Source organism: Phytohabitans maris (assembly GCF_031085175.1).
GTDB lineage: Bacteria > Actinomycetota > Actinomycetes > Mycobacteriales > Micromonosporaceae > Phytohabitans > Phytohabitans maris.
Map to the genome: position 1 here is coordinate 255,253 of NZ_JAVHUY010000005.1, position 20,244 is coordinate 275,496.

At 72.3% G+C, this 20,244-nt stretch carries 16 protein-coding genes; 9 read left to right on the forward strand and 7 right to left on the reverse strand.

Annotated features, from left to right (window positions below; translation table 11 throughout):
* Nucleotides 1-16 precede the first annotated feature (16 nt).
* The 5 genes from RB614_RS07465 (at nucleotide 17) to RB614_RS07485 (ending at nucleotide 3,228) form a co-directional block, all read left to right on the forward strand.
* Nucleotides 17-1,339: an AfsR/SARP family transcriptional regulator gene (locus RB614_RS07465; protein WP_308711624.1), complete on the forward strand. Its 1,323-nt coding sequence runs from the start codon at nucleotides 17-19 to the stop codon at nucleotides 1,337-1,339.
* Nucleotides 1,340-1,438: 99 nt separating this feature from the next.
* Nucleotides 1,439-1,978, forward strand: coding sequence for a hypothetical protein (locus RB614_RS07470; protein ID WP_308711625.1), 540 nt, complete (start codon nucleotides 1,439-1,441; stop codon nucleotides 1,976-1,978).
* On the forward strand, nucleotides 1,975-2,439 hold the full coding sequence (locus RB614_RS07475; RefSeq protein WP_308711626.1) for an ArsR/SmtB family transcription factor: 465 nt from the start codon (nucleotides 1,975-1,977) through the stop codon (nucleotides 2,437-2,439). The genes RB614_RS07470 and RB614_RS07475 overlap by 4 nt, the downstream gene beginning before the upstream one ends.
* 114 nt (nucleotides 2,440-2,553) lie before the next feature.
* Nucleotides 2,554-3,021 carry a hypothetical protein gene (locus RB614_RS07480; RefSeq protein ID WP_308711627.1) on the forward strand — a complete coding sequence of 156 codons (468 nt, stop codon included), beginning with the start codon at nucleotides 2,554-2,556 and terminating at the stop codon, nucleotides 3,019-3,021.
* A gap of 48 nt (nucleotides 3,022-3,069) precedes the next feature.
* The gene (locus RB614_RS07485; protein ID WP_308711628.1) at nucleotides 3,070-3,228 is read left to right on the forward strand and encodes a hypothetical protein; all 159 of its coding nucleotides are present in this window, start codon (nucleotides 3,070-3,072) and stop codon (nucleotides 3,226-3,228) included.
* A 38-nt stretch (nucleotides 3,229-3,266) separates the two neighbouring features.
* Here RB614_RS07485 and RB614_RS07490 read toward each other — a convergent pair whose 3' ends face one another.
* From RB614_RS07490 to RB614_RS07515, 6 genes are all read right to left on the reverse strand, one after another.
* Entirely contained in the window at nucleotides 3,267-5,072 is a 1,806-nt protein-coding gene (locus tag RB614_RS07490; protein ID WP_308711629.1) for a glycoside hydrolase family 15 protein, read from the reverse strand.
* Nucleotides 5,073-5,088: 16 nt separating this feature from the next.
* Nucleotides 5,089-5,565: a hypothetical protein gene (locus tag RB614_RS07495; protein WP_308711630.1), complete on the reverse strand. Its 477-nt coding sequence runs from the start codon at nucleotides 5,563-5,565 to the stop codon at nucleotides 5,089-5,091.
* Between the two features lie 139 nt (nucleotides 5,566-5,704).
* Entirely contained in the window at nucleotides 5,705-8,473 is a 2,769-nt protein-coding gene (locus RB614_RS07500; RefSeq protein ID WP_308711631.1) for an alpha-amylase family glycosyl hydrolase, read from the reverse strand.
* A gap of 78 nt (nucleotides 8,474-8,551) precedes the next feature.
* Entirely contained in the window at nucleotides 8,552-8,722 is a 171-nt protein-coding gene (locus RB614_RS07505; protein ID WP_308711632.1) for a hypothetical protein, read from the reverse strand.
* 215 nt (nucleotides 8,723-8,937) lie between these two features.
* On the reverse strand, nucleotides 8,938-10,179 hold the full coding sequence (locus tag RB614_RS07510; RefSeq protein ID WP_308711633.1) for a pyridoxal phosphate-dependent aminotransferase: 1,242 nt from the start codon (nucleotides 10,177-10,179) through the stop codon (nucleotides 8,938-8,940).
* An 83-nt stretch (nucleotides 10,180-10,262) separates the two neighbouring features.
* Entirely contained in the window at nucleotides 10,263-12,134 is a 1,872-nt protein-coding gene (locus tag RB614_RS07515) for a chorismate-binding protein (RefSeq protein WP_308711634.1), read from the reverse strand.
* Nucleotides 12,135-12,324: 190 nt separating this feature from the next.
* Between RB614_RS07515 and RB614_RS07520 the strand changes: the two genes are divergently transcribed.
* From RB614_RS07520 to metK, 4 genes are all read left to right on the forward strand, one after another.
* Nucleotides 12,325-13,662, forward strand: a complete 1,338-nt coding sequence (locus RB614_RS07520) for an FGGY family carbohydrate kinase (protein ID WP_308711635.1) — start codon at nucleotides 12,325-12,327, stop codon at nucleotides 13,660-13,662.
* A gap of 288 nt (nucleotides 13,663-13,950) precedes the next feature.
* Complete coding sequence (locus RB614_RS07525; RefSeq protein WP_308711636.1) at nucleotides 13,951-16,425, forward strand: nitrate- and nitrite sensing domain-containing protein; 2,475 nt, start codon at nucleotides 13,951-13,953, stop codon at nucleotides 16,423-16,425.
* Between the two features lie 57 nt (nucleotides 16,426-16,482).
* Nucleotides 16,483-16,905: a roadblock/LC7 domain-containing protein gene (locus RB614_RS07530; protein WP_173072002.1), complete on the forward strand. Its 423-nt coding sequence runs from the start codon at nucleotides 16,483-16,485 to the stop codon at nucleotides 16,903-16,905.
* 117 nt (nucleotides 16,906-17,022) lie between these two features.
* Nucleotides 17,023-18,216, forward strand: a complete 1,194-nt coding sequence (gene metK / locus RB614_RS07535; protein WP_308711637.1) for a methionine adenosyltransferase — start codon at nucleotides 17,023-17,025, stop codon at nucleotides 18,214-18,216.
* A gap of 238 nt (nucleotides 18,217-18,454) precedes the next feature.
* On the opposite strand, the gene RB614_RS07540 is transcribed toward metK, so the two are convergent.
* Entirely contained in the window at nucleotides 18,455-20,119 is a 1,665-nt protein-coding gene (locus tag RB614_RS07540) for a helix-turn-helix domain-containing protein (RefSeq protein WP_308711638.1), read from the reverse strand.
* Nucleotides 20,120-20,244 lie beyond the last annotated feature (125 nt).

Sequence of the window (20,244 nt, forward strand, 5' to 3'; positions counted from 1 at the left end):
GAAGCGTCCTTACGGTATGGAGTTCAGGCTGCTGGGATCCTTCGAGGCCGGGCCGGCGGGCGAGCCGGTGGTGGTGGGGCGGCGGCAGGAGCGGCTGCTGCTCGCCATCCTGCTGCTGGAGGCGGGTCACGCCGTCGCCATCGACCGCCTCGCCGACCTGCTGTGGGACGGTGAGCCGCCGCCGAGCGCCCGCGGCACGCTGCACACGTACGTCGGTCGCCTGCGCACCGCCCTCGCGCCGTACGGTGCCGGCATCGTGACCCGGGGGAGCGGGTACGCGGTCGAGGGGGCGGAGGTGGACGCGGCCCGCTTCACCGACCTGGCCCGGGCGGCGGCGGCCACGAGCGACCTGGCCGAGCGGGTACGCCTCGGCGGCGCCGCGCTCGCCCTGTGGCGCGGCCCGCTCCTGGCCGACCTCGCCGGTGAGTCGCTGCGCCGGCGGCTCGGCGGGCCGCTGACCGACCTGCGGCTGGCCACGGCCGAGGCGTACGCGCGGGTGCTGCTCGACATGGGCCACCACGAGCGGGTCGCGCTCGACCTCGCCGCCCTGGCCGGTGCGCACCCGACCCGGGAAGGGCTGGTCGCGCACGTGATGACCGCCCTGTACCGGGCCGCCCGCCAGGCCGACGCGCTGGCCCTCTACGACCTCGCCCGCAAGGCGCTGGCCACCGGGTCCGGTGTGGAGCCGGGCGTCGAGCTGGAGACCGTGCACCAGCGGATCCTGGCCGGCGACCCGCGGCTGGAGCGGCCGGCCGCCCCGGTGTACGCGGTCCGGGTCCGCGACCTGTGGCTGCCGTGGAGCGTCGGCGGCCATCCGGCGCTGGAGCTGTGCAACACGTACGCCGGGTGGGGCGGGGAGCGGCAGCCGGGCGCGGAGTGGCTGCGCGGGTACCCGACCCTGGCGGTCTGGGCCGGCCACCAGGACCTGCTCGACGACGCCACGGTCACCCAGCTGGTCGAGGCCGCCCGGCGCGACCCGCTCGGCGCGGCCGTGGTGCTCGACGAGACCCGCGAGCTGCGCGCCCGCCTCTACGCCTGCCTCACCCGGCCGGAGGACGCGAAGGCGTTCGCGGCCGTCGTCCCGTATGTGGAGGCCGCGGCCGCCGTCTCGGTCTTCCGCCGCGCGCCGGACGGTCTCGGGCGCTGGCGGCCGGCCCCGTCAGCGGGACTGCGCGCACCGCTGCACGCGGCCGCGCGGAGCGCCGGCGAGCTGCTCGCCGACCGCCGCCGGTTGACCGTGTGCGCCTGCTCCAGCCCCACCTGCGGCTGGCTCTTCGTCGACCACAGTGGACGGCGCCGCTGGTGCAGCACCGCCACCTGCGGCGACCACCCGAAGTAGCCGGTCCGGCCGAGCCGGACATGTCGGGTTGTCGATGTAACCCTGGTGTGGACCGGCGGTAGCCACCAACACTCGTCACATGCGCTCACGGGGGCCCATGTGTTGAGGATCCACTTCCTGCCGGAAGACCTTTCGCGGACCCACGTCGCGGCCAATCCGGACGCGCTGTGGGAGACGGTGTTGAGCCTGCAACTGCTGCACAACGGCGACGGCCGGCTCGTGTTCGACCCGTGGCGGCGCGAGGTGCGGGACCGGGCGCCCCGCTCGGCGCGGGAGATCCTGCTGCCGCTGTCGCCGCCGCGCGGCGACTTCGCCGACCTGCTGACCCCGACCACCGGCACGCTCGGCCTGGAGGCCGGGCTGGAGGCCGTACGCGCCACGCCGCGGCGCCTGATCCGCCGCGACCTGACCCACCTCGCGGCGCGGCACCGGCTGCCGTCGTGGAGCGGCCGGCTGGCCGACGGGGAAGCGCTGGCGCTCGGCCACGTCGCCGCCGCGTTGCGCGACTGGCACGAGGTCGCCGTCCGTCCCTACCAGGACCAGATGAACGCCTACCTCGACGCCGACCGGGCGGTCCGCACCCGCGACGCCCGGCTGGGCGGGCCGGAACGGATCCTGGCCGGGCTGCCCAGCCGTTGAGCTGGCAGTCGCCGGTGCTGCTCAGCCCGTACCCGGAGGACTACGACCTGCACCTGGGCGGCCGCGGGCTGCTGCTGGTGCCGTCCTTCTTCTGCTGGCGCACGCCGGTCACGCTCATCAACCCGGAGCTGCCACCGGTGCTGGTCTATCCCGTCGAGCGCGATCCGCACTGGCTGGGCCACCATCCCGGCAAGACCCCCGCCTGCGGCGACCGGGCCGTGGCGGCACTGCTCGGGTCGACCCGGGCCGCGGTGCTGGATACCGTCGGCCGGGCCCCGGCCACGACGAAGGAGATCGCCCACCGGCTGCGGATCTCCGCGCCCTCCGCCAGCGAACACGCCACGATCCTGCGCGGCGCCGGGCTCATCGCCACCCGCCGGTCCGGCAACACCGTCCTGCACAGCCTCACGCCGACCGGCGCCGCGCTGCTGGACGGCTGCCGTCCCCGCCCTCACCGATGAGCCCGCGCCGCGCACGACCGGTGTCATTCGGCGCTGCCCGAATGGCATCCCGCTCCGCGGCCCGCCGTCTCCACGATGGACACAGAACGAACCGACGGATTTGGGGGTGTCCAGATGAAACTGGGTGCACGCGTGGCGACCGCGGCGCTCGCGATTCTCACCGCGCTGGGCGTGACGGTCGGCGGCGCCGGCGCGGCGAACGCCTCGACCGCGCGCGGCGCGGTTCTCGGCGAACGCGTTGACTGGTACGCGTTCCAGGGTCTCACGCCGAGTTGGCACTGCCGGGCGACGGTCGACCGGGGCGACTACTACGAGCAGGTCTGCAGCATCGTCAGCGGCCGGGCGTACCAGGGCGCGCTGATCGTCGTGGCCAGGACGACCGCCTGGTACGACGCCGAGGTCTGGAGCGTCCGGAACGCGACGTACCTGGACTGGCGGATCTGCGAGGGCACGATCACCGCGGGGACCAGGGTCGTGTGCTTTTCGCCGACACTCGGCGCGAACGCCGGCGACGTCGTCCAGGGCTACGCGTCCGACCCTGACTTCAACGACATGTTCGGCCCGACCATCAGGATCACGTAGCAGGCACGGGGGCGGGGGGACCGGCGCGCGCCGGTCCCCCCGGTTTGCGTGACCAGCGGCGCTCGCGCGCAGCTCGCCGACCTCGCCGAAGGCGACATCATCGGCGCGCGCACCGACGAGGGCCTCATCGCCTACATCGAGATCTCCAGCCTGGAGACGACCTATCCCACGACCGTGACGCTCGCGGCGACCGTGGGCATGCCATGACCGGCACCCGGGCGTGGTGATCCGGCCCAGCCTGTCGCTCAGCCCGTCGCGTCCGGCGCCTCCCGGATCGCCAGGGCGGCCTGGACGAGCGCGGCGTGGGTGAGGGTCTGCGGGTAGTTGCCGAGGTAGGCGCCCGTGGTCGGGTCCATCTCCTCGGCGTAGAGGCCGAGCGGGCCGGCGCGATCGAGCAACGCCTGAAACAACTCCACCGCCTCGGCGCGCCGCCCGGTGCCGGCGAGGGCCTGGACCAGCCAGAAGGAGCACGGCAGGAACGCCCCCTCGGTGCCCGGCAGGCCGTCGCGTCCCGGGGGATAGCGGTACAGCAGAGGGCCACCGGCACCGAGCTCGCGGCGGATGGCCGCGATCGTGCCGCGCACCCGCGGTGAGTCGGGGTCGTCGATGCCGATGACCGGCAGGAGCAGCAGTGCCGCGTCCAGGTCGGCGGCGCCGTAGCCGCGCACGTAGCTGGCTTTGGCCGGGTCGAAACCTCGGGTACGGACGTCGGCGGCGACCGCCTCCCGTGCGGTCTCCCAGCGCAGGCGCTGCCTGGCCGGGAGCCGGTGGGTGCCGGCGATGCGCAGCGCCCGGTCCAGCGCGAGCCAGCCCATGAGCTTGGAGTGCACGTGGTGGGCCGGAGCGCTACGGACCTCCCAGATTCCGGCGTCGGGTTCGGACCAGTGGTGGGCGACGAGATCGGCGAAGCCGCGGATCGTCCGCCACGTCTCGCCGGACAGGCGGTGCCCGGCCCGCACCAGGACCCAGGCCGCGTCGACCACCCAGCCGTAGCCGTCGAGCTGGTGCTGGTCGGCCGCGCCGTTGCCGAACCGCACCGGCGCGCTGCCGGCGTAGCCGCTCCAGCCGGCCAGGTCGCGTTCGCGTGGTGTGTGGCGGCCGTCGAGAGTGAGCAGTGCGGGCAGGCGGGGCCGCTGGAGGCGGCTGGCGTGCAGGAGCCAGGCGAGGAACCCCCGAGCCTCCCGGCGCTTGCCGGCGCCGAGGAAGGCGGCGATGCCGATGCTGGCGTCGCGGGGCCAGACGTAGCGGTAGTCCCAGTTTCGTACTCCGCCGGGGTCCTCGGGCAGGGAGGTGGTCGGCGCGGCGACGGGCGCGTTCGAGGGCGAGTAGGTCAGCAGCCGTAGCGTCAGCAGGCTGCGTACGACGGCGTCGCGGAAGGGAAGCGCCTCGTCGATCTCGGCGCACCAGGCGCGCCAGCGGGCCTCGTCCTCCGCCAGCAGGTCCCAGGCCGCCCTCGGGTCGACGTGGACGAGCGGCTCCCGGTGGGCGACGGCCAGGACGAACGTGACCGGCTCTCCGGGCGCGACGGTGACCGGCGCGGGTCGACCCGGCACGACGTCGACCCGCGGGGCGGAGGCCAGGCAGAGCGCGAGCGCGCCCCATTCGCACACCAGCGCCGGGCCGCGGTGGCGGACGCGGGGCGGGCGCTGCCGTTCCCCGTGGCGGGGGTCGAACTCGACTACGGCGTCGACCGCCGCGCCCTGCGCCGACAGGCGCCGCACGAGCAGCGTCGCGGGCAGCAGCCGCCCGGCGACCTCGGCCACCATCGCCTCGGTGAGGGTGAGGCGACCCCCGCCCACCTGCCAGGTCGTCACCAGGGTGGCGGTGTGCCGGCGGTAGCGGCGCTCGACGACCGGAGCCGGGGTGGCCGGACCGAGGCGGAACGTTCCCGCCGGCGGGCCACCGACCAGCCGGCCGAAGACCGGCTCCCCGTCGAAGCGGGGAACGCAGAACCAGTCGATCGCACCGGCACTGGACACCAGCGCGGCGGTGCGGGTGTCACCGAGCAACCCGTAGTCGCCGATCGGTGCGCCGGCACGCGCATCGGTCACGGAAGGCACCTCCCGGTCAGCGGGCTTGGAGGAGCAGCCCCAGCACCGCTCCGTAGACGAGATGGGCGACCACCGCGACCGCGGGAGTCTGGACGCCGTAGTTGAGGGCGAGCAGGCCGGGCGGCTCCAGCACGGCGGTGCTGGCCGGGCCGGCGCGATGCGTCGCCATGCGGGGATGGACACCCGGCAGCAGCGGCAGCAGCACCGTCAGCGCGACGGCCACGTGCAGGGCGCCCAGCAGCGTCCCGAGCCACCAGGTGGCCTGCTTCACCAGGGCGAACGTGGCCGCGTAGCCGAAGGCGAAGCCCTGACCGGCGGCGAGGTGGATGAAGAAGCCGGCCACCCGGGCCTTGTCCGGGTCGTCGGTGACGAGGGTGCCGAGCACCAGGGGAAAGTCGAGCCGGGTGAGCCCGGCCAGCTGGGCGGTGATCAATACGGCGGTGAGGGCGGTGGTGGCCACCAGCCCGAACAAGGCCCACCCGGCCCAGTCCATCTCAGCGGCGGCTGGGTTCGAGCGTGATCATCGATCCACCTCCGGCAGGACTCGGTGGGCCCGGCGGTCTTGGGGCCGCCTGCGGTATTCACCGCATTCCGCGCCGCGAAACCTCCCCGAGAGCGGCAAAACCCCGGCCTCAGATCGGGGGTGGGCTGGTGTAGACCGTCGGGTCGCCCTGGACGATCCAGACCTGCGGGGCGTCGATCGGCAGGAACGAACGGTCGCCGCCCGGCTCCCTCGTGGCCGGTACCGAGTCGCCGGAGGGCAGGTGCATGATGAAGTTGACCGGCTGGGTGTCCTGGACGAGCGGGATGTCGTACTCGGCCCAGCCGCCCTCGATTCTGGTCCACGGCCACGGGTTGTCCCAGGCGACCTGGGCCAGCACCGCCGGGTCGACCGCGTCGCCCCACATGTGCAGGCCCCAGCCCGAGTCCTGGTCGCCGTAGTCGCCGGCCGGGCGGTAGTAGTGCAGCGTCGCGACCGTCGCTTGTGGACCGGCGGCCCGTGCCCGGCGTACCGGACCGGTCGCGGTGGTGCCGTCCGGCTCGCGGACCGTGGCGCGGTACTCGACCGGGGTGTCGGCGGCGAGGTCGGCCGGCAGCTGGTCGAAGACCGTGTAGACCGGTGACGTGGCGTCGCCGCCGATCGGGGTCCAGGCGCCGCCGTCGATCCGGCGTTCGAAGGTAACGGTGTGCGTGGCCCGTTCCGGGTCGACCACCGCGCGGACCTCGACCGTCCCGCGGACCCGGCTCCCCTCGGCCGGCGCCTCGATCGACACCAGCGGCGCCGGCACCGTCGCGGCGCGGGCCGCGCTGGTCGCGGTGTGGCCGCGGTTGTCCAGGACCACCGCCTTGTACCGCACCGGCGTGCCCGCCCGCAGCCCGCTCACGTCGTGGAACACCTGGTACGGCGGGTTGTCGTCGACGCCGACCGGGCGCCACGGGCCGCTGCCGCTCTGGGCGTAGAAGGCCACCTCGTAGAAGGAGGAGCCGGCCACGCTCGCGGCGACGTGCAGGCGGCCGCGGGCGCCCTCGGCCGGTGCGGCGCCGGTGACCGTGACCGGCGGGGCGGCCTTGGCACCGGGGATCCGGCCGTCCAGCGCGTAGACGACAGTGGACAGTGGCGGCACGGTCAGGGTCACCGCACTGTCCGATGTGGACCTTACCCGGGCCGGGCCGCTGCCGTACAGGCGCTGGAAGTCGCGGCGCGCCGCGTACGTGGGGATGGCGGCGGTCTGCGGCTGCTCGCTGTTGTTCAGCGCGACGAGGTACTCGCGCTGGTCGCGCCGGTCCAGCCGGGAGAACGCGTACACGCCCGGGCCTTCCGCGGCGTACCGGTGCACCTGGGCGCCGTCGCGCAGCGCCGGGTGCGCGCGGGTCAGCGCGGCGAGGCCCCCGATCGCCTGGTACAGCGGATGGCCGGGGACGAAGTTGTCCTGCGCGTGGGTCGCGGCGGTGCCGAGCAGGTCGTCGTCGAGGTAGTCCGGCACCCGGCTGGCAAACATCGTCTGCCGCGCGTCCTGGTCGCCGCCCGGGCCGGTGAAGCCTTGCTCGTCGCCGTAGTAGACGACCGGGTTGCCGCGGCTGAAGTACATCAGCTCGTGCGCGAGCCGGTCCCGGGCCAGCCACTCGGCGTCGCCGGCGCCCGGGTTGTCGGCGGTCACGAAGTGGCCGATCCGCCCCATGTCGTGGTTGCCGAGGAACGTGGGGAGTTCGTACACATTGGAGTCCGCGTCGGTGTACCAGTCGTCGCCGGCGAAGAACGTGGCGAGCTGGCCGGCCGGCTGGCCGCGCGAGGCGAAGCCACGGGCCGCGTCCTGGAACGGGAAGTCGAGCACCGCCTGCATCCGGTCGGCGGTGGTGAAGTGCGACGTGAAGCTCTTGGTCGTGTCGAAGACCTCGCCGAACATGAAGAACTCGCGCTTGCCCTGCCGCCGCGCGTAGTCCAGCACCTCGGGGCCGAACTCCTGCCAGAACTCGTCGTCGACGTGCTTCATCGTGTCGATCCGGAACCCGTCCACGCCGAAGTCGCGGATCCACGCCTTGTAGATGTCGATCATGCCGGCGACCACGCGCGGGTGCTCGGTGAACAGGTCGTCGAGGCCGAAGAAGTCGCCGTAGTACGAGTTCTCGCCGACGAACGTGGTGTCGCCCCGGTTGTGGTACAGCGTCACGTCGTTGAGCCACGCCGGCACCTTCAGCTCCTGCTCGGCGGGGTCGAGCACCGGCGTGTACGGGAACGAGACCGCCGGGCTCAGCGGCGGGAAGGTGGCCCCGCCGGCGTGGTCGCGGTCGTCGAAGGGCGCGCCGGCGGCGGTGCGGTAGGGGACCGCGTCCTTGGCGACGTAGCCGCGGCGGGCACCACCCTCGTACCCGATCACGTCTGCGGTGTGGTTGGTGATGATGTCGAAGTAGACCTTCATGCCCCGGCGGTGCGCGGCGTCGATCAGCGCGCGCAGGTCCTGGTTGGTGCCGAGGTGCGGGTCGATCTGGGTGAAGTCGGTGATCCAGTACCCGTGGTAGCCGGCCGAGGGGCCGTCCTCGAGCTGGACGGCCTTGTTCTTGAAGCTCGGCGTCAGCCAGATCGACGTGGTGCCCAGCCCGCGGATGTAGTCGATCCTGGACAGCAGCCCCTTGAGGTCGCCGCCGTTGTAGAAGCCCTTGCGGGTCGGGTCGAAGCCGGAGACCAGCGGATCGGCGCCGAGCCCGCCCTGGTCGTTGCCGGTGTCGCCGTTGGCGAAACGGTCGGCCATCACAAAATAGAACGACTCGTCGGTGACCGGCGAGCGCAGCGAGTGCAGCCCCGCCAGCCCGTGCCGGCCGGACGCGGCGGCCGGGCCGGGCAGGGCCAGTCCGGCGGCGGCGAGGAGCGCGGCGAAGACCGCGAGGACGCGACGGACGGACATGCTGGCCCCCCACAATCGACGTTGACTGCCGGCATCGACTGCGGTGACGTTACGCTGTCGAAACAAAGATTCAAACGCCTACATGACGTGCGCGGTCCAGATTTCGGCCAGTTCCTCGCTGGTGATGTTGACGCTGGCGCGGGCCGTCCTTCGGCCGGCACCCATGGATGCGTACGGGAAGCTCTCGAGCTGCCCCGCCTGTGCGCCCATATCAAGATCCGCGCAGAAACCAGGTTTCTGCTGCTTCAAAAGCCGCTGGTTACAGCAGAAACCAGGTTTCTGCTGTAACCCGTCCGGCCCGCAAGAGACGAGGCAGTGGACGCTGCCCGCCGGCCGGAGCGGTGCCCGCGGGAAAGCACCCCCAAGAAAACGCTCCGCGGCGCTCCACGTTTCCCCGGGGCCCCCGCGCAAACGGTCAGTGGGTGGCGTGGACCCGCGGCATACCTAATTGGGAAGGTCTGGGGTCAGTTGGCCGTCGCGGTGGCCAGGCCGCGGCGGCCGGGGTAGGGGATCAGGTTGTCGGGCTCCAGGGCGGTGGAGGTGCCGTAGCGGTCGTCGCTGGTGGACAGTGACGGGCTCGACTCGCCGTGCAGGTAGCGGCCGTAGGCGAGCATGCCCTCGACCAGCAGCCGCACGTCCTGCTGCGGGCGTACCACGAAGCGCAGGAACTGGCTGGTCATGCCGAGCTTGTTGCCGCACTCGCGGACGAACAGGCCGTGCCGGGACAGCAGGTAGTCGCGCAGGTCGACGCCGCTCCATCCGGGCGGGAGCTTGACCAGCAGGAAGTTGCCCTGCGAGGGGAAGACGGTCAGGCCGGGCACGCGGCTCAGCTCGTCGGCCATCTGGTACCGGTCGCGGGCGAGCAGGCGCAGGCTCTCCCGGTACTCGGTCTCGTAGTCCTGGATCATGTGGACGACGGTCTCGGCGAGCGAGTTGAGGTTCCACTTCGGCAGGACCTTCGCGATCTTGCCGGCGATCTGCGGGTTGGCCACCAGGTAGCCGAAGCGGATGCCGTGCAGGCCGAAGTTCTTGCCGAGGCTCTTGAGCACCACCACGTTCGGGCGGATGGCGGCGTCCGGGGCGATCGACGGCTGGCGCTCGGCCTCGACGAAGTCGATGAACGACTCGTCGACCACCACCAGGTCGAGGTCGGTGAGCGCGTCGACGAAGCGGAGCACCTCGCGGCGGGGCAGGAAGCCGCCGTCCGGGTTGTTGGGGTTGCAGATCACCGCTACGCGGGAGCCGCGGCTGCGGATGAACGCGACGTACTCCTCCAGGTCGAGGGCGTATCCGTCCGCCTCCTGCAGCGGAAACATGTCGACCCGCTTGCCGGTCTCCAGCGGCTGGTCGGTCCAGCGGCCGAAGGTCGGGATCGGGATGGCGATGCTCTCCTTGATCATCAGGTGGTCGAGCCAGGTGATCAGCTCGGTGGAGCCGTTGGCCATCGCGACCGTCTTCTGGTGCAGGCCGAGCACGCTGCACAGCTTGTTGGTGATCTCGGCGGAGTCGCTCGGGTAGTACTTGAGGATCGACTCCAGGTTCTGCGCCAGCGCGGCGAACATGTCGGGCGTGGGGAAGTACGGGTTGCAGGGAATGCAGAAGTCGACGATCGGTGTGCCATCGCCCATGCTGCGGCTGAGCGCGAAGACCGACGGGCTGTGTGCCCCGGTGCGCAGCAGACCCAGGTCGACGTTTCCGTGTCGCACGGTGCCTCCATGTGTGGGGTGTCGTGGGGGGTACGAACCACCCCACGACGGAGTTCGATCCCACAGAAAGGCTTAAGGCGCGGCTAATGCACGGCGGGTACCTCGGTCAGGGCCTTCAGCAGGTCCGCCAGCACGGCGAGGCCGTCTTCGCTGAGCACGGACTCGGGGTGGAACTGCACGCCCGCGAACGCCGGCCCGCGCAGCGCGTGCACCGCGCCGTCGGCCGGGTCGCGGGCCAGCTCGACCGGCCCGTACGGCGTGGTCAGTGCCCCGACCGCGGAGAGTGCCGTGAACGTGGAGTAGAAGCCGACCCGGCGTACCCGGCCGAAGAGGTCCACCTCGCGCCGCAGCCCCTGGTACGGCGCGTCCCGCCGGTGCAGGTCCAGCCCGAGCAGCCCGCACAGCAGCTGGTGGCCGAGGCAGACCGCGAGCAGCGGCCGGCCGGAGCGGAGCCGCGTGGTGAGCACCGAGCGCATCGCGGCCATCTTGGCGTCGTCGACGTCGGTCGGGTCGCCGGGACCGGGGCCGGCCACCACCAGGTCGAAGCCGTCCAGCGACCCGGGGTCGGTCCACGGGCGGCGGGTGACGTCGTGTCCCAGCCACCGCATCTGGTGCGCCAGCATGCCGGTGAACGTGTCTTCGCCGTCCACGATCAGCGCCTTCGGCGCCGCGGCCGGGATCGCGACCGGTCCCCGTTCGTCCAGCCAGAAGCGGGCCAGGCGGTCGTTGCGGGCGGCCAGCGCGGCCCGCACGGCCGGGTCGGCGGAGAGCTGTACCGCGGTGTCGCCGGCCGGGCGCGGAGCCGCCGCCGGCCGCAGCCCCAGGGCGGCGAGCACGCCCGCCGCCTTGGTGTGCGTCTCGGCGACCTCGCCGGCGGCGGTCGAGTGGCGCACCAGCGTGGCGCCGACCGGCACCCGCAGTACCCCGTCGGGGGTGATCTCCGCGGTACGGATGAGGATCGGCGCGTCCAGCGTCTGCCGCCCCTCGCCGTCGTGGCCGAGCAGCGCCAGCACACCCGCGTAGTACCGCCGGCCGCGCCCCTCGTGGCGGGCGATCACGCGGAACGCGTTCTCGATCGGGCTGCCGGTGACCGTCGGCGCGAACATCGTCTCGCGCAGCACCTCCCGTACGTCCCGCGAGCCCCGCCCGGCCAGCAGGTACTCGGTGTGGGTCAGGTGCGCCATCTCCTTGAGGTACGGGCCGATGACCTGGCCGCCGTGGTCGGCGACGGTGGCCATCATCTTGAGCTCCTCGTCGAGCACCATGTAGAGCTCGTCGATCTCCTTGGGGTCGGCCAGGAACTCCAGCAGCTCGTCCCGCCCGGCCGGCCCGTCCGGGTGGCGGAACGTGCCGCTGATCGGGTTCATCATGACCAGGCCGTCCTCGACGCTGACGTGCCGCTCGGGGGTGGCGCCGACCAGCACGCGGCTGCCGGTGTAGACGAGGAAGGTCCAGTACGCGCCGCGTTCGGCCAGGAGCAGCCGGCGGAACGCGGCGAGCGCGGCCCGCAGCGGCTCGTCCACGTGCGCGGTGAACGTGCGGTGGATGACGAAGTTGGCCCCCTCGCCGCGGCCGATCTCGTCGCGGAGCACGGCGCCGACCGTCTCGCCGTACTCCTCGTCGGAGATGTCGAACCGGCCGTCCCGGGCCACCTCCGGCGTGTCGGGCAGCAGGGCCAGCGCGGCGGCGAGCGGCACCTCACCGTACGAGCGGATCGCCAGGCACTCCAGCGGTGCGCCGTCGTCGACGCAGGCGAAGCCCCGCTCGGTGATCTGCCGGTACGGGACGAGCGCGAGCGTCGCCGGTCCGCTGCGCGCGGCCGGCAGGGGTATCTCGGCGAGCCGGTCGACGCTGGTCACGTCGCCGGTGAAGACCTCGATGTGCGCCGCACCCTCGCGGCGCAGCAGCGCGAAAGGGCGGCGGTCGGCGGGGTCGAGCAGGGTCAGAAGATCCATCCGTACATTCCTCCGGGCCGGGGGCCGCTCGGGGCGGACAACCGGTGCGTCGGAACGCCGGGCGACCGCCTTACGAGGCGGCCGCGTGGGTATCTGCTACGCGCGGGTGGGGTGGGCCGCCGGTGTGGCGGGCCACCAGGAACTCAAGCGCGCGGACATGTGCGGGAGCGTAACAGATACGGTGGCGGCGATGAGCATTCTCGCGCTGGACCTGGGCACGTCGTCGGTACGCGGGCTGGTGTTGGACGACGCGGCGGTCCCGCTGCCCGGGGTGCTGGCCCGCCGGCCGGTGGAGGTGGCGGTCGACGACGGCGGCGCGGCCACGCTCGACGCGGCCGCGTACCTGGCCGCGCTGGTCGACTGCGTGGACGAGCTGCACGCCGCCGGGCGCCTCGACGGGGTACGGCTGGTCTCGGCCTCCTCCCAGTGGCACTCCGCCGTCCCGCTGGACCGGGCCGGCGCGCCGCTCGGGCCGCTGGTCACCTGGCTCGACACCCGCCCCACGCCGGCCGCCGGCGCCACCGGGCCGACCGACCCGCGCGCGTTCCACCAGCGCACCGGTGCGTGGTGGCACCGCTTCTACTGGACGGTCAAGCTGCCCTGGCTGCGCGCGTGGAGCGGCCCCGGGCTGGCCCGGTTTACCGGCCTGCCCGAGTTCGTGCTCGGCGCGCTGCTCACCGAGGCGCCGATGTCGGTGTCCCAGGCCTCCGGCACCGGCCTGCTCGACCTGGCCCGGCTCGACTGGGACGAGGAGGCCCTGGCGATCGCCGGCGTCACCCGGGCCGAGGTGCCGCCGCTGGCACCGGCCGGCTGGCGGGGGCGGGCGCGCCAGGAGTACGCCCGCCGCTGGCCCGCCCTCGCGGACGTGCCCTGGGCGCCGGCGACCGGCGACGGGGCCGCGTCCAACGTGGGCACCGGCTGCGTCGACCCGACCCGCGCGGCGGTCACCGTCGGGACGTCGGCCGCGGTGCGGCTGGTACAGCCGGTGGCGCCGGGCGCGCCGCTGCCCCCGCTGCCGGAGTCGGTGTGGCGCTACCGGGTGGACCACGAGCGGATCGTCACCGGCGCCGCGTACTCGGCCGGCGGAAACCTCTTCGCCTGGGCCCGCAAGACGCTCCAGCTGCCCGAGGGGGAGGCGCTGGAGCGGGAGCTCTCGGCGATCACGCCGGGGCGGACGGAGGTGCGGGCCGACCCGCGGCTGGGCGGCGACCGTCCACCCGGTACCGCGCCGGCCGGTGCGGGGACGCTGGCCGGGCTGGCCTTTTCCACCACGCCCGCCGAGATCTTCGCCGGGCTGATGGACGGGGTCTGCGCGATGGTCGCCCGCGACCTGGCCACATTGGAGTCCACTGTGGATGGTATGACCGAGGTGGTGCTCGGCGGTGGGGCGGTGGCCGCGCAGCCGTGGTGGCGCCGCGCGTTCCAGGCGGCGCTGGCGCCCCGGGCGGTACGGCACGTGGACAACCCGGAGGTCGGTGCGACCGGGGCCGCACTCCTCGCCGCGGGGCTGGTCCCGGCGGGTCGCTGACGCGGACAGCATCGTCCGGATGGAGGAGGCCCCCTCGGCGGTACCGGCAAGATCCCGTCCTCCGCTGTATCCTTCGTGAACTTGTCGCTGGTCGCGCCGTTGACACCGACGGCGTGCCTGATTGGATGGACTCCGCTCCTCGTCAGGCCGGGTACGAGGTAAGGGGGAGGCGTGGTCGCTGCTGCCCCGGAGCCGTCGGACCGGACGGTTCCGCGACACCGACGGCGGCTCGATGTCCGGGTTATCCCACATCGGCGGCGTTCGCGGTTCCGCGTCCGGGATTGGCGAATGCGCACGAAGCTCGCCACGGTACTTGTCATCCCCTCGCTGGCCTTCATGGTCGTGGCCGGCGTGCAGACCAGCGCGCTGATCGGCCAGGCCACGGTGCTCGACGAGTTCGCCGACCAGGTGGCGCTCGGCCAGGAGGTCACCACGCTGGTGCACGACCTGCAGAGCGAGCGCGACCGCACCGCCGGCAACCTGGCCGCGCTGCAGGCCCGGAAGATGACCGCCAACCAGGCCACCGCCGACATCCGGCAGTACTACGTGGCGGTGGACCGCTCCGCCGCCGAGTTCCGCGAGGCGGCCGACCCGCTCGCCAGCGGCGACGCGGCCTGGCAGGTCGCCCTCAACCGGGCCCGGGACGCGGTCGACGACCTGCCCACGCTGCGCGGCGCGGTGGCCGGCGGCGCGGTGAGCGCGGACACCGTGATCGGCAACTACACCCGCACGATCGACGCGCTGCTCACCCTGCTCGCCCAGCCCTCGCCCGGCGTCGAGCGACCCGAGCTCACCGAGATGGTGCTGCGCTACGTCGAGCTCGCCCGGATCAAGGAGATCGGCTCCCGGCTGCGCGCCCGCCTCTACGCCGCCGCCAGCGCCGGCGACTACGGCCCCACCGACCAGGTCGAGCTCACCGACCTGCGGGCCCAGCAGCTCACCGCCCTCGCCGACTTCCGGGTCGCGGCCACCAACGACCAGATCCTCCGGTACGAGCGGGCGGCCGCCGACCCCAAGTTCGGCGCGGCGGTCGCGATGGAGCAGACCACGATCGCCACCGGCAGCGGCGAGGCGAAGGTGCTCGAACCGTTTCGCTGGTGGTCGCTGAGCCAGGACCGGCACGACCTGCTGCGCCAGGTCGAGACCGACGTGCTCGGCGACGCGGTCGACGAGGCCGGGGCGCGCAGCGGCGACCAGCTGCGCCAGACCCTGCTGGTGGCCGGCTCGGTCCTCGCCGTCCTGCTGATCGCCCTGGTCATCTCCGTCATGATCGGCCGGTCGGTGGCCCGTTCGCTGCGCGAGCTGCGCCGCCACGCGCTGCACGTGGCCCAGGACGAGCTGCCCGACGCGATCGAACGGCTGCGCGGCGTCGGCCACGGCGTACCCACGATCGAGGTACCGCCCTCGACGGTGCGCTCGATGGACGAGGTGGGCGAGGTGGCCGAGGCGTTCGTCGCCGTGCACCGCAGCGCCGTCGACCTCGCCGTCGAGCAGGCGGTCATGCGGCGCAACGTCAACGCGATGTTCGTCAACCTGGCCCGCCGCAGCCAGGTACTTGTCGAGCGACAGCTGGAACTGCTGGACGAGCTGGAGCGCGAGGAGGGCGACCCGGACCAGCTGGCCAACCTGTTCAAGCTCGACCACCTCGCCGCCCGCATGCGCCGAAACGACGAGAGCCTGCTGGTGCTCGCCGGCACGGAGTCCAGCCGCCGCTGGAACGAGCCGGTCGCGCTCTCCGCCGTGGCGATGGCCGCCGCCGCCGAGATCGAGCAGTACCCGCGGGTGCGGCACGAGGCCGTCGACAACCTGTACGTGGTCGGCCACGCCGTCGCCGACGTCGTCCACCTCCTCGCCGAGCTGCTGGAGAACGCCACGAACTTCTCCGCGCCGTTCACCCAGGTGAAGATGACCACGCGCGCGGCCAGCGGCCGCACCGGCGCCGTGGAGATCGTCGACGAGGGGCTGGGCATGAGCGAGGCGGCGCTGGAGGAGGCGAACGCGCTGCTCGCCGAGCCGCCCGCTGCCGACGTGGCCGCCTCCGAGCGGATGGGCCTGTTCGTGGTCAGCCACCTGGCCGCGCGGCACGCGATCCGGGTCCGGCTGGTCGCCGCCGAGCGGGGCATAATCGCCAGCATCTGGCTGCCGCCGAGCCTGCTCGCGCCCGCCCCGCCGGCCCGCGCGCTGCCCGAGCCGCCGGCCCGGCCGGTGCTCGCCGCCGTCGCCGCCGTACCCGACTCGGTCACCCGCGAGCTGCGCCTGGCCGCCGCGCCGGCGCCCCGGCCCGGGGTACCGCAGCGGGCGCCCGCACCCGCGCTCCCGGCCGCCGAGGCGGGGGCCGCGGCCCGGGCCCGGCGCGGGCTGACCCGTGCCGAAGACGTGCTCAAGTCGGCCGGCGCCACCGCGACGGAGACCGGCAGCACCTGGTGGTCGCGGCAGGGCGGGGGCCGCGCCGGCGGGCTCAACGGCGGCCCGGCCGCCATGCCGCCGGCCGCCACCGGCCCCGGTGGCCCCACCCCGCCATCCGTGCCGATCACCGGCGGCACGATGGCGAACGGGCTGCCGCTGCGGGTACCCATGGCGCAGCTTCCTCCCGTCGACGAGCAGCCGCGGCCGGCGGCGCCCGTGCCGACCTCGCGGGTGGAGCCGGACCCCGAGGCCGTGGGCAGCATGCTCTCCAAGTACTACAGCGGTGTCCGCCGGGCCGAAGCGGAGGACAGCGATGACCTGCGGCGAACGATCAACCAGGAGGCGAATTCAACGTGAGTGAGCGTTGCTCGCGATGCTCGACCATGACGGCGCCCAGCGGTCCGAGGAGGCGCTGTGAGTGAGCTCAGTCAAGATGCCCGTGACCTGAGCTGGCTGGTCAGCGCGTTCGCCGATCGGACCCCGGGCGTGGCACACGCGATCGTCGTCTCCTCCGACGGGCTGCTCGTCGCGGTCTCCGACCACCTGCCCCGCGACCACGCCGACAAGCTGGCTGCGGTGACCTCCGGTCTGATGAGCATCACCACCGGCGCGGCGCAGATGTTCGACAACGACGTGGTCAAGCAGACCGTGGTGGAGCTGGGCCGGGGCTACTTCCTGGTGATGGCGATCCGGGACGGCTCGATCCTGGCCACCCTCGCCGCGGGTGACGCCGACATCGGCGTGGTGGGCTACGAGATGGCGCGGCTGGCCAAGCAGGCCGGCGAGATGCTGACCCCGGCGCTCCGCGCCGAGCTCCAGCAGGCGCTGCCCCGCTAGGGCTTGCCGGCCGCCTTGGCGCCCAGCGAGCGCGACTGGCTGAGCCCGGCCGTCTCCACCCGCGTTCCAGCGCGGGCCTCTACCCTCGGATAAAGGTCGAGCAAGGGGGATGGTGTCGTGGCGCGTCGTCTGTTCACGTCCGAGTCGGTGACCGAGGGCCACCCGGACAAGATCGCTGATCAGATCAGTGACGGGGTCCTGGATGCCCTGCTCGCCAAGGACCGGCGTAGCCGGGTCGCGGTGGAGACGCTGATCACGACCGGTCAGGTGCATGTGGCCGGTGAGGTCACCACCAAGGCCTACGCGGATATTCCGGCGATCGTGCGGGAGACGATCCTGGGGATCGGGTATGACTCCTCGCGCAAGGGTTTCGATGGCGCCTCGTGTGGTGTGAGTGTGAGTATCGGGTCGCAGTCGCCGGATATCGCGCAGGGTGTGGACAACGCGTTCGAGTTGCGTACTGGTGGCTCGGAGTCGGCGTTGGATGCGCAGGGTGCTGGTGATCAGGGGATGATGTTCGGGTTCGCGTGCTCGGAGACGCCGGAGTTGATGCCGCTGCCGATCGCTTTGGCGCATCGGCTGGCGCGGCGGTTGTCGGTGGCGCGCAAGGACGGGACGATCCCGTATCTGCGGCCGGACGGCAAGACGCAGGTGACGGTGGAGTACGACGGGTTGCGGCCGGTGCGGCTGGACACGGTGGTGGTTTCCAGCCAGCACGCGGCGGACATTTCGTTGGAGTCGCTGCTGACCCCGGACGTGCGGGAGCATGTGATCGCCCCGGAGTTGGAGGGTTTGGGGCTGGAGACCGAGGGTTACCGGCTGCTGGTCAATCCGACGGGTCGGTTTGAGATCGGTGGTCCGATGGGTGATGCGGGTTTGACCGGGCGGAAGATTATCGTGGATACCTACGGTGGGTATGCCCGGCATGGTGGTGGTGCGTTTTCGGGTAAGGATCCGTCGAAGGTGGATCGGTCGGCGGCGTATGCGATGCGGTGGGTGGCCAAGAACGTGGTGGCGGCTGGTTTGGCGGAGCGGTGTGAGGCGCAGGTGGCGTACGCGATCGGTAAGGCACACCCGGTGAGCCTGTTCGTGGAGACGTTCGGCACCGAGGCCGTGCCGGTGGATCGGATCGAGAAGGCGATTGGTGAGGTGTTCGATCTGCGGCCGGCGGCGATTATCCGTGATTTGGACCTGTTGCGTCCGATTTACCGGCAGACCGCGGCGTATGGCCACTTCGGCCGCGAGCTGCCCGACCTGACCTGGGAGCGCACCGACCGCGCCGACGACCTGAAGACGGTCGTCACCGCCTGAGCTTCGGTCGCTTGCGGGCCGGCGTCGCTGGTGGCCGCGTTCGGGTAAGGCCGGCGCCGACCAGGCCCCGGCCGGCGCGGCGGTGGCCGAGGTGACCGCGCTCGCCGACCAGCGGCCGTGGCCGGCGTCGCCTCGTTGCCGGCGCCGGCCGCCAGGTCGCGCTGCCGGCCGGGGCTTCGTTGCCGGCCCCGGCCGCTAGATCCTTGGGTTTGGGAATCTGAGTACGAGGGTCAGGTTTTCAGGCCGCGGTTTTCAGTCGTGTGCGGGTGATGTAGTCCTCGACGTGCTGGTCGATGGTGGCTAGGGCGTGGCGGAGGGTGGGTGGGGCTTGAGGCTGGTCGGCGGCGGTGAGTGGTCGTAGGAGTCGGTTGTGGAGTTTGGTGTAGAAGATCGCTAGGCGTTGCCCGTCGGGGGTCAGGGTGTAGGTGTGGGTGTGTTCGATCCGGTGGATTAGGCCGTTGGCGCGTAGCCGGCGCAGGTCGTAGGTCATCTGGCTGGTGCTGTAGCTGGTGCCGAGCAGCCGGGCGGTCAAGGCGCGAAGGCTGTTGTTGGTGATGCCGGTGACGGCGAACAGGTTCAGGCATAGGGCGCCGGTCAGGGCCATGACCCGAGGGTCGCCGAAGCGAAGCGCTGGGGCCCTCCTGCCGTCCTCGGTGAGGGTGGGCTGGGCGACCCGCTCGATGGCTGGGCTCGCCAGGACACAGCCCTGACCGACCCGGATAGTGTCCAACAGTCGGCGGTTGACGTCACGGGCCTTGACGACGAGTTCGTCGAGGTGTTCCAGGCGGCGCAGCACGCGCAGGTCGTAGGTGTCGTTGATGACGGTTTCGATACGCAGCGCGCGGCGGTCTTTGAGGTAGTACTTGATCCGCGAGTGGCGGTAGAAGGCATTGACGACGACGCCGTCGTTGTCCCGGTCGATCGCGGTGCGGAACACGCCGTGGGTGGTGGAGCGGACCTGCCGGTTGAAGATGATCTCCATGTTGTCGGGGCGGCCGATGTCCAGGTTGTCCGCGGCGAGGGCTTCGAAGAAGGCCCGAGCGTGGTGGGGTGCGCTGAACACGATGGTCTTGGCGACCTCGACCTGGCGCATGGAGATGTCCCACCAGTAGCCGGCCTGCCGGTCGGTGCCGGTGAACGGCAACGGCAGCCGGGCCCACCAGCGTTCGGCGAACACCGTAATGGTGCCGGGGCCGAGCCGGTCACAGATGTCCTGCAGCGCGGCGGGCTCGTCACAGGAGGCGAACCCGTTGGACAGTTCGGTGAAGCCGACACCCGCTGCGGTGGCTTGGCGTTTGGCCCACTCGTGCCCGTTGATCCAAATCTTGCCCGGGTAGGGAAAGTAGGCGCAGATCTTGATGAACGCCGGGCCGACCTGCTCGTCCCATAGGTAGAAGTAGTAGCAGGTGACCCGGCGTTCGACCCGTTGGTAGGAGAACCACACCGCGCCGGTCCCGGTTTCGGACTTGGTGCCGGTGAAGACTCGTTGGTATTCCTGCGCGACGCCGATCGCGGCGACCTGAGACCGGCCGGTGGCGGCGGCCTTGCGGATCAGCGGCATCATCTGATCGATCTTGCGTTCCGGCCACGGGCTGTCGGCCAGCACACCCGGTCTGCTGTTGTCCTTCTTCCCAGCAAAGCTGATGACCGGGATGTCGTTGGCCCGCGCGAACGACATCACGGCCCGGCGGAACGTCTGTCCCCGGCGTTCCAGCAACGCCGGTGATGGCACCGGCTTGCCCTCATGCTGGGTCAGGAAGCTGACCACCTGGCCGCCCACCATCAGGTTCGGCACGGACAAGGTGAGATAGACCCGGTCCAGGCAGTCGATCTCCAGCAGCTTGCGCCCGTCGAGTACGTCGTTGACCGTCACCGCGTTCGTTCTGGACACACGCGCTGCCATGACCGTGCACCTCCCGCAACCACATCCGTGGATGCGAGGATGCGACCACCGCGAGCGGCCCCACCAGGCCAATCACCCGTCTGGGCGGTCCGAGGCGAAGCCTCCCTCGTGCGGTGGCCACCAAC

Bases quoted from the DNA above. Each gene is read 5' to 3' on its own strand.
- RB614_RS07520 (WP_308711635.1), top strand. From the start codon at position 12,325: ATGAGCATTCTCGCGCTGGACCTGGGCACGTCGTCGGTACGCGGGCTG.
- RB614_RS07480 (WP_308711627.1), top strand. From the start codon at position 2,554: ATGAAACTGGGTGCACGCGTGGCGACCGCGGCGCTCGCGATTCTCACC.
- RB614_RS07515 (WP_308711634.1), bottom strand. From the start codon at position 12,134: ATGGATCTTCTGACCCTGCTCGACCCCGCCGACCGCCGCCCTTTCGCG.
- RB614_RS07525 (WP_308711636.1), top strand. From the start codon at position 13,951: ATGCGCACGAAGCTCGCCACGGTACTTGTCATCCCCTCGCTGGCCTTC.
- RB614_RS07540 (WP_308711638.1), bottom strand. From the start codon at position 20,119: ATGGCAGCGCGTGTGTCCAGAACGAACGCGGTGACGGTCAACGACGTA.
- RB614_RS07465 (WP_308711624.1), top strand. From the start codon at position 17: ATGGAGTTCAGGCTGCTGGGATCCTTCGAGGCCGGGCCGGCGGGCGAG.
- RB614_RS07495 (WP_308711630.1), bottom strand. From the start codon at position 5,565: ATGGACTGGGCCGGGTGGGCCTTGTTCGGGCTGGTGGCCACCACCGCC.
- RB614_RS07500 (WP_308711631.1), bottom strand. From the start codon at position 8,473: ATGTCCGTCCGTCGCGTCCTCGCGGTCTTCGCCGCGCTCCTCGCCGCC.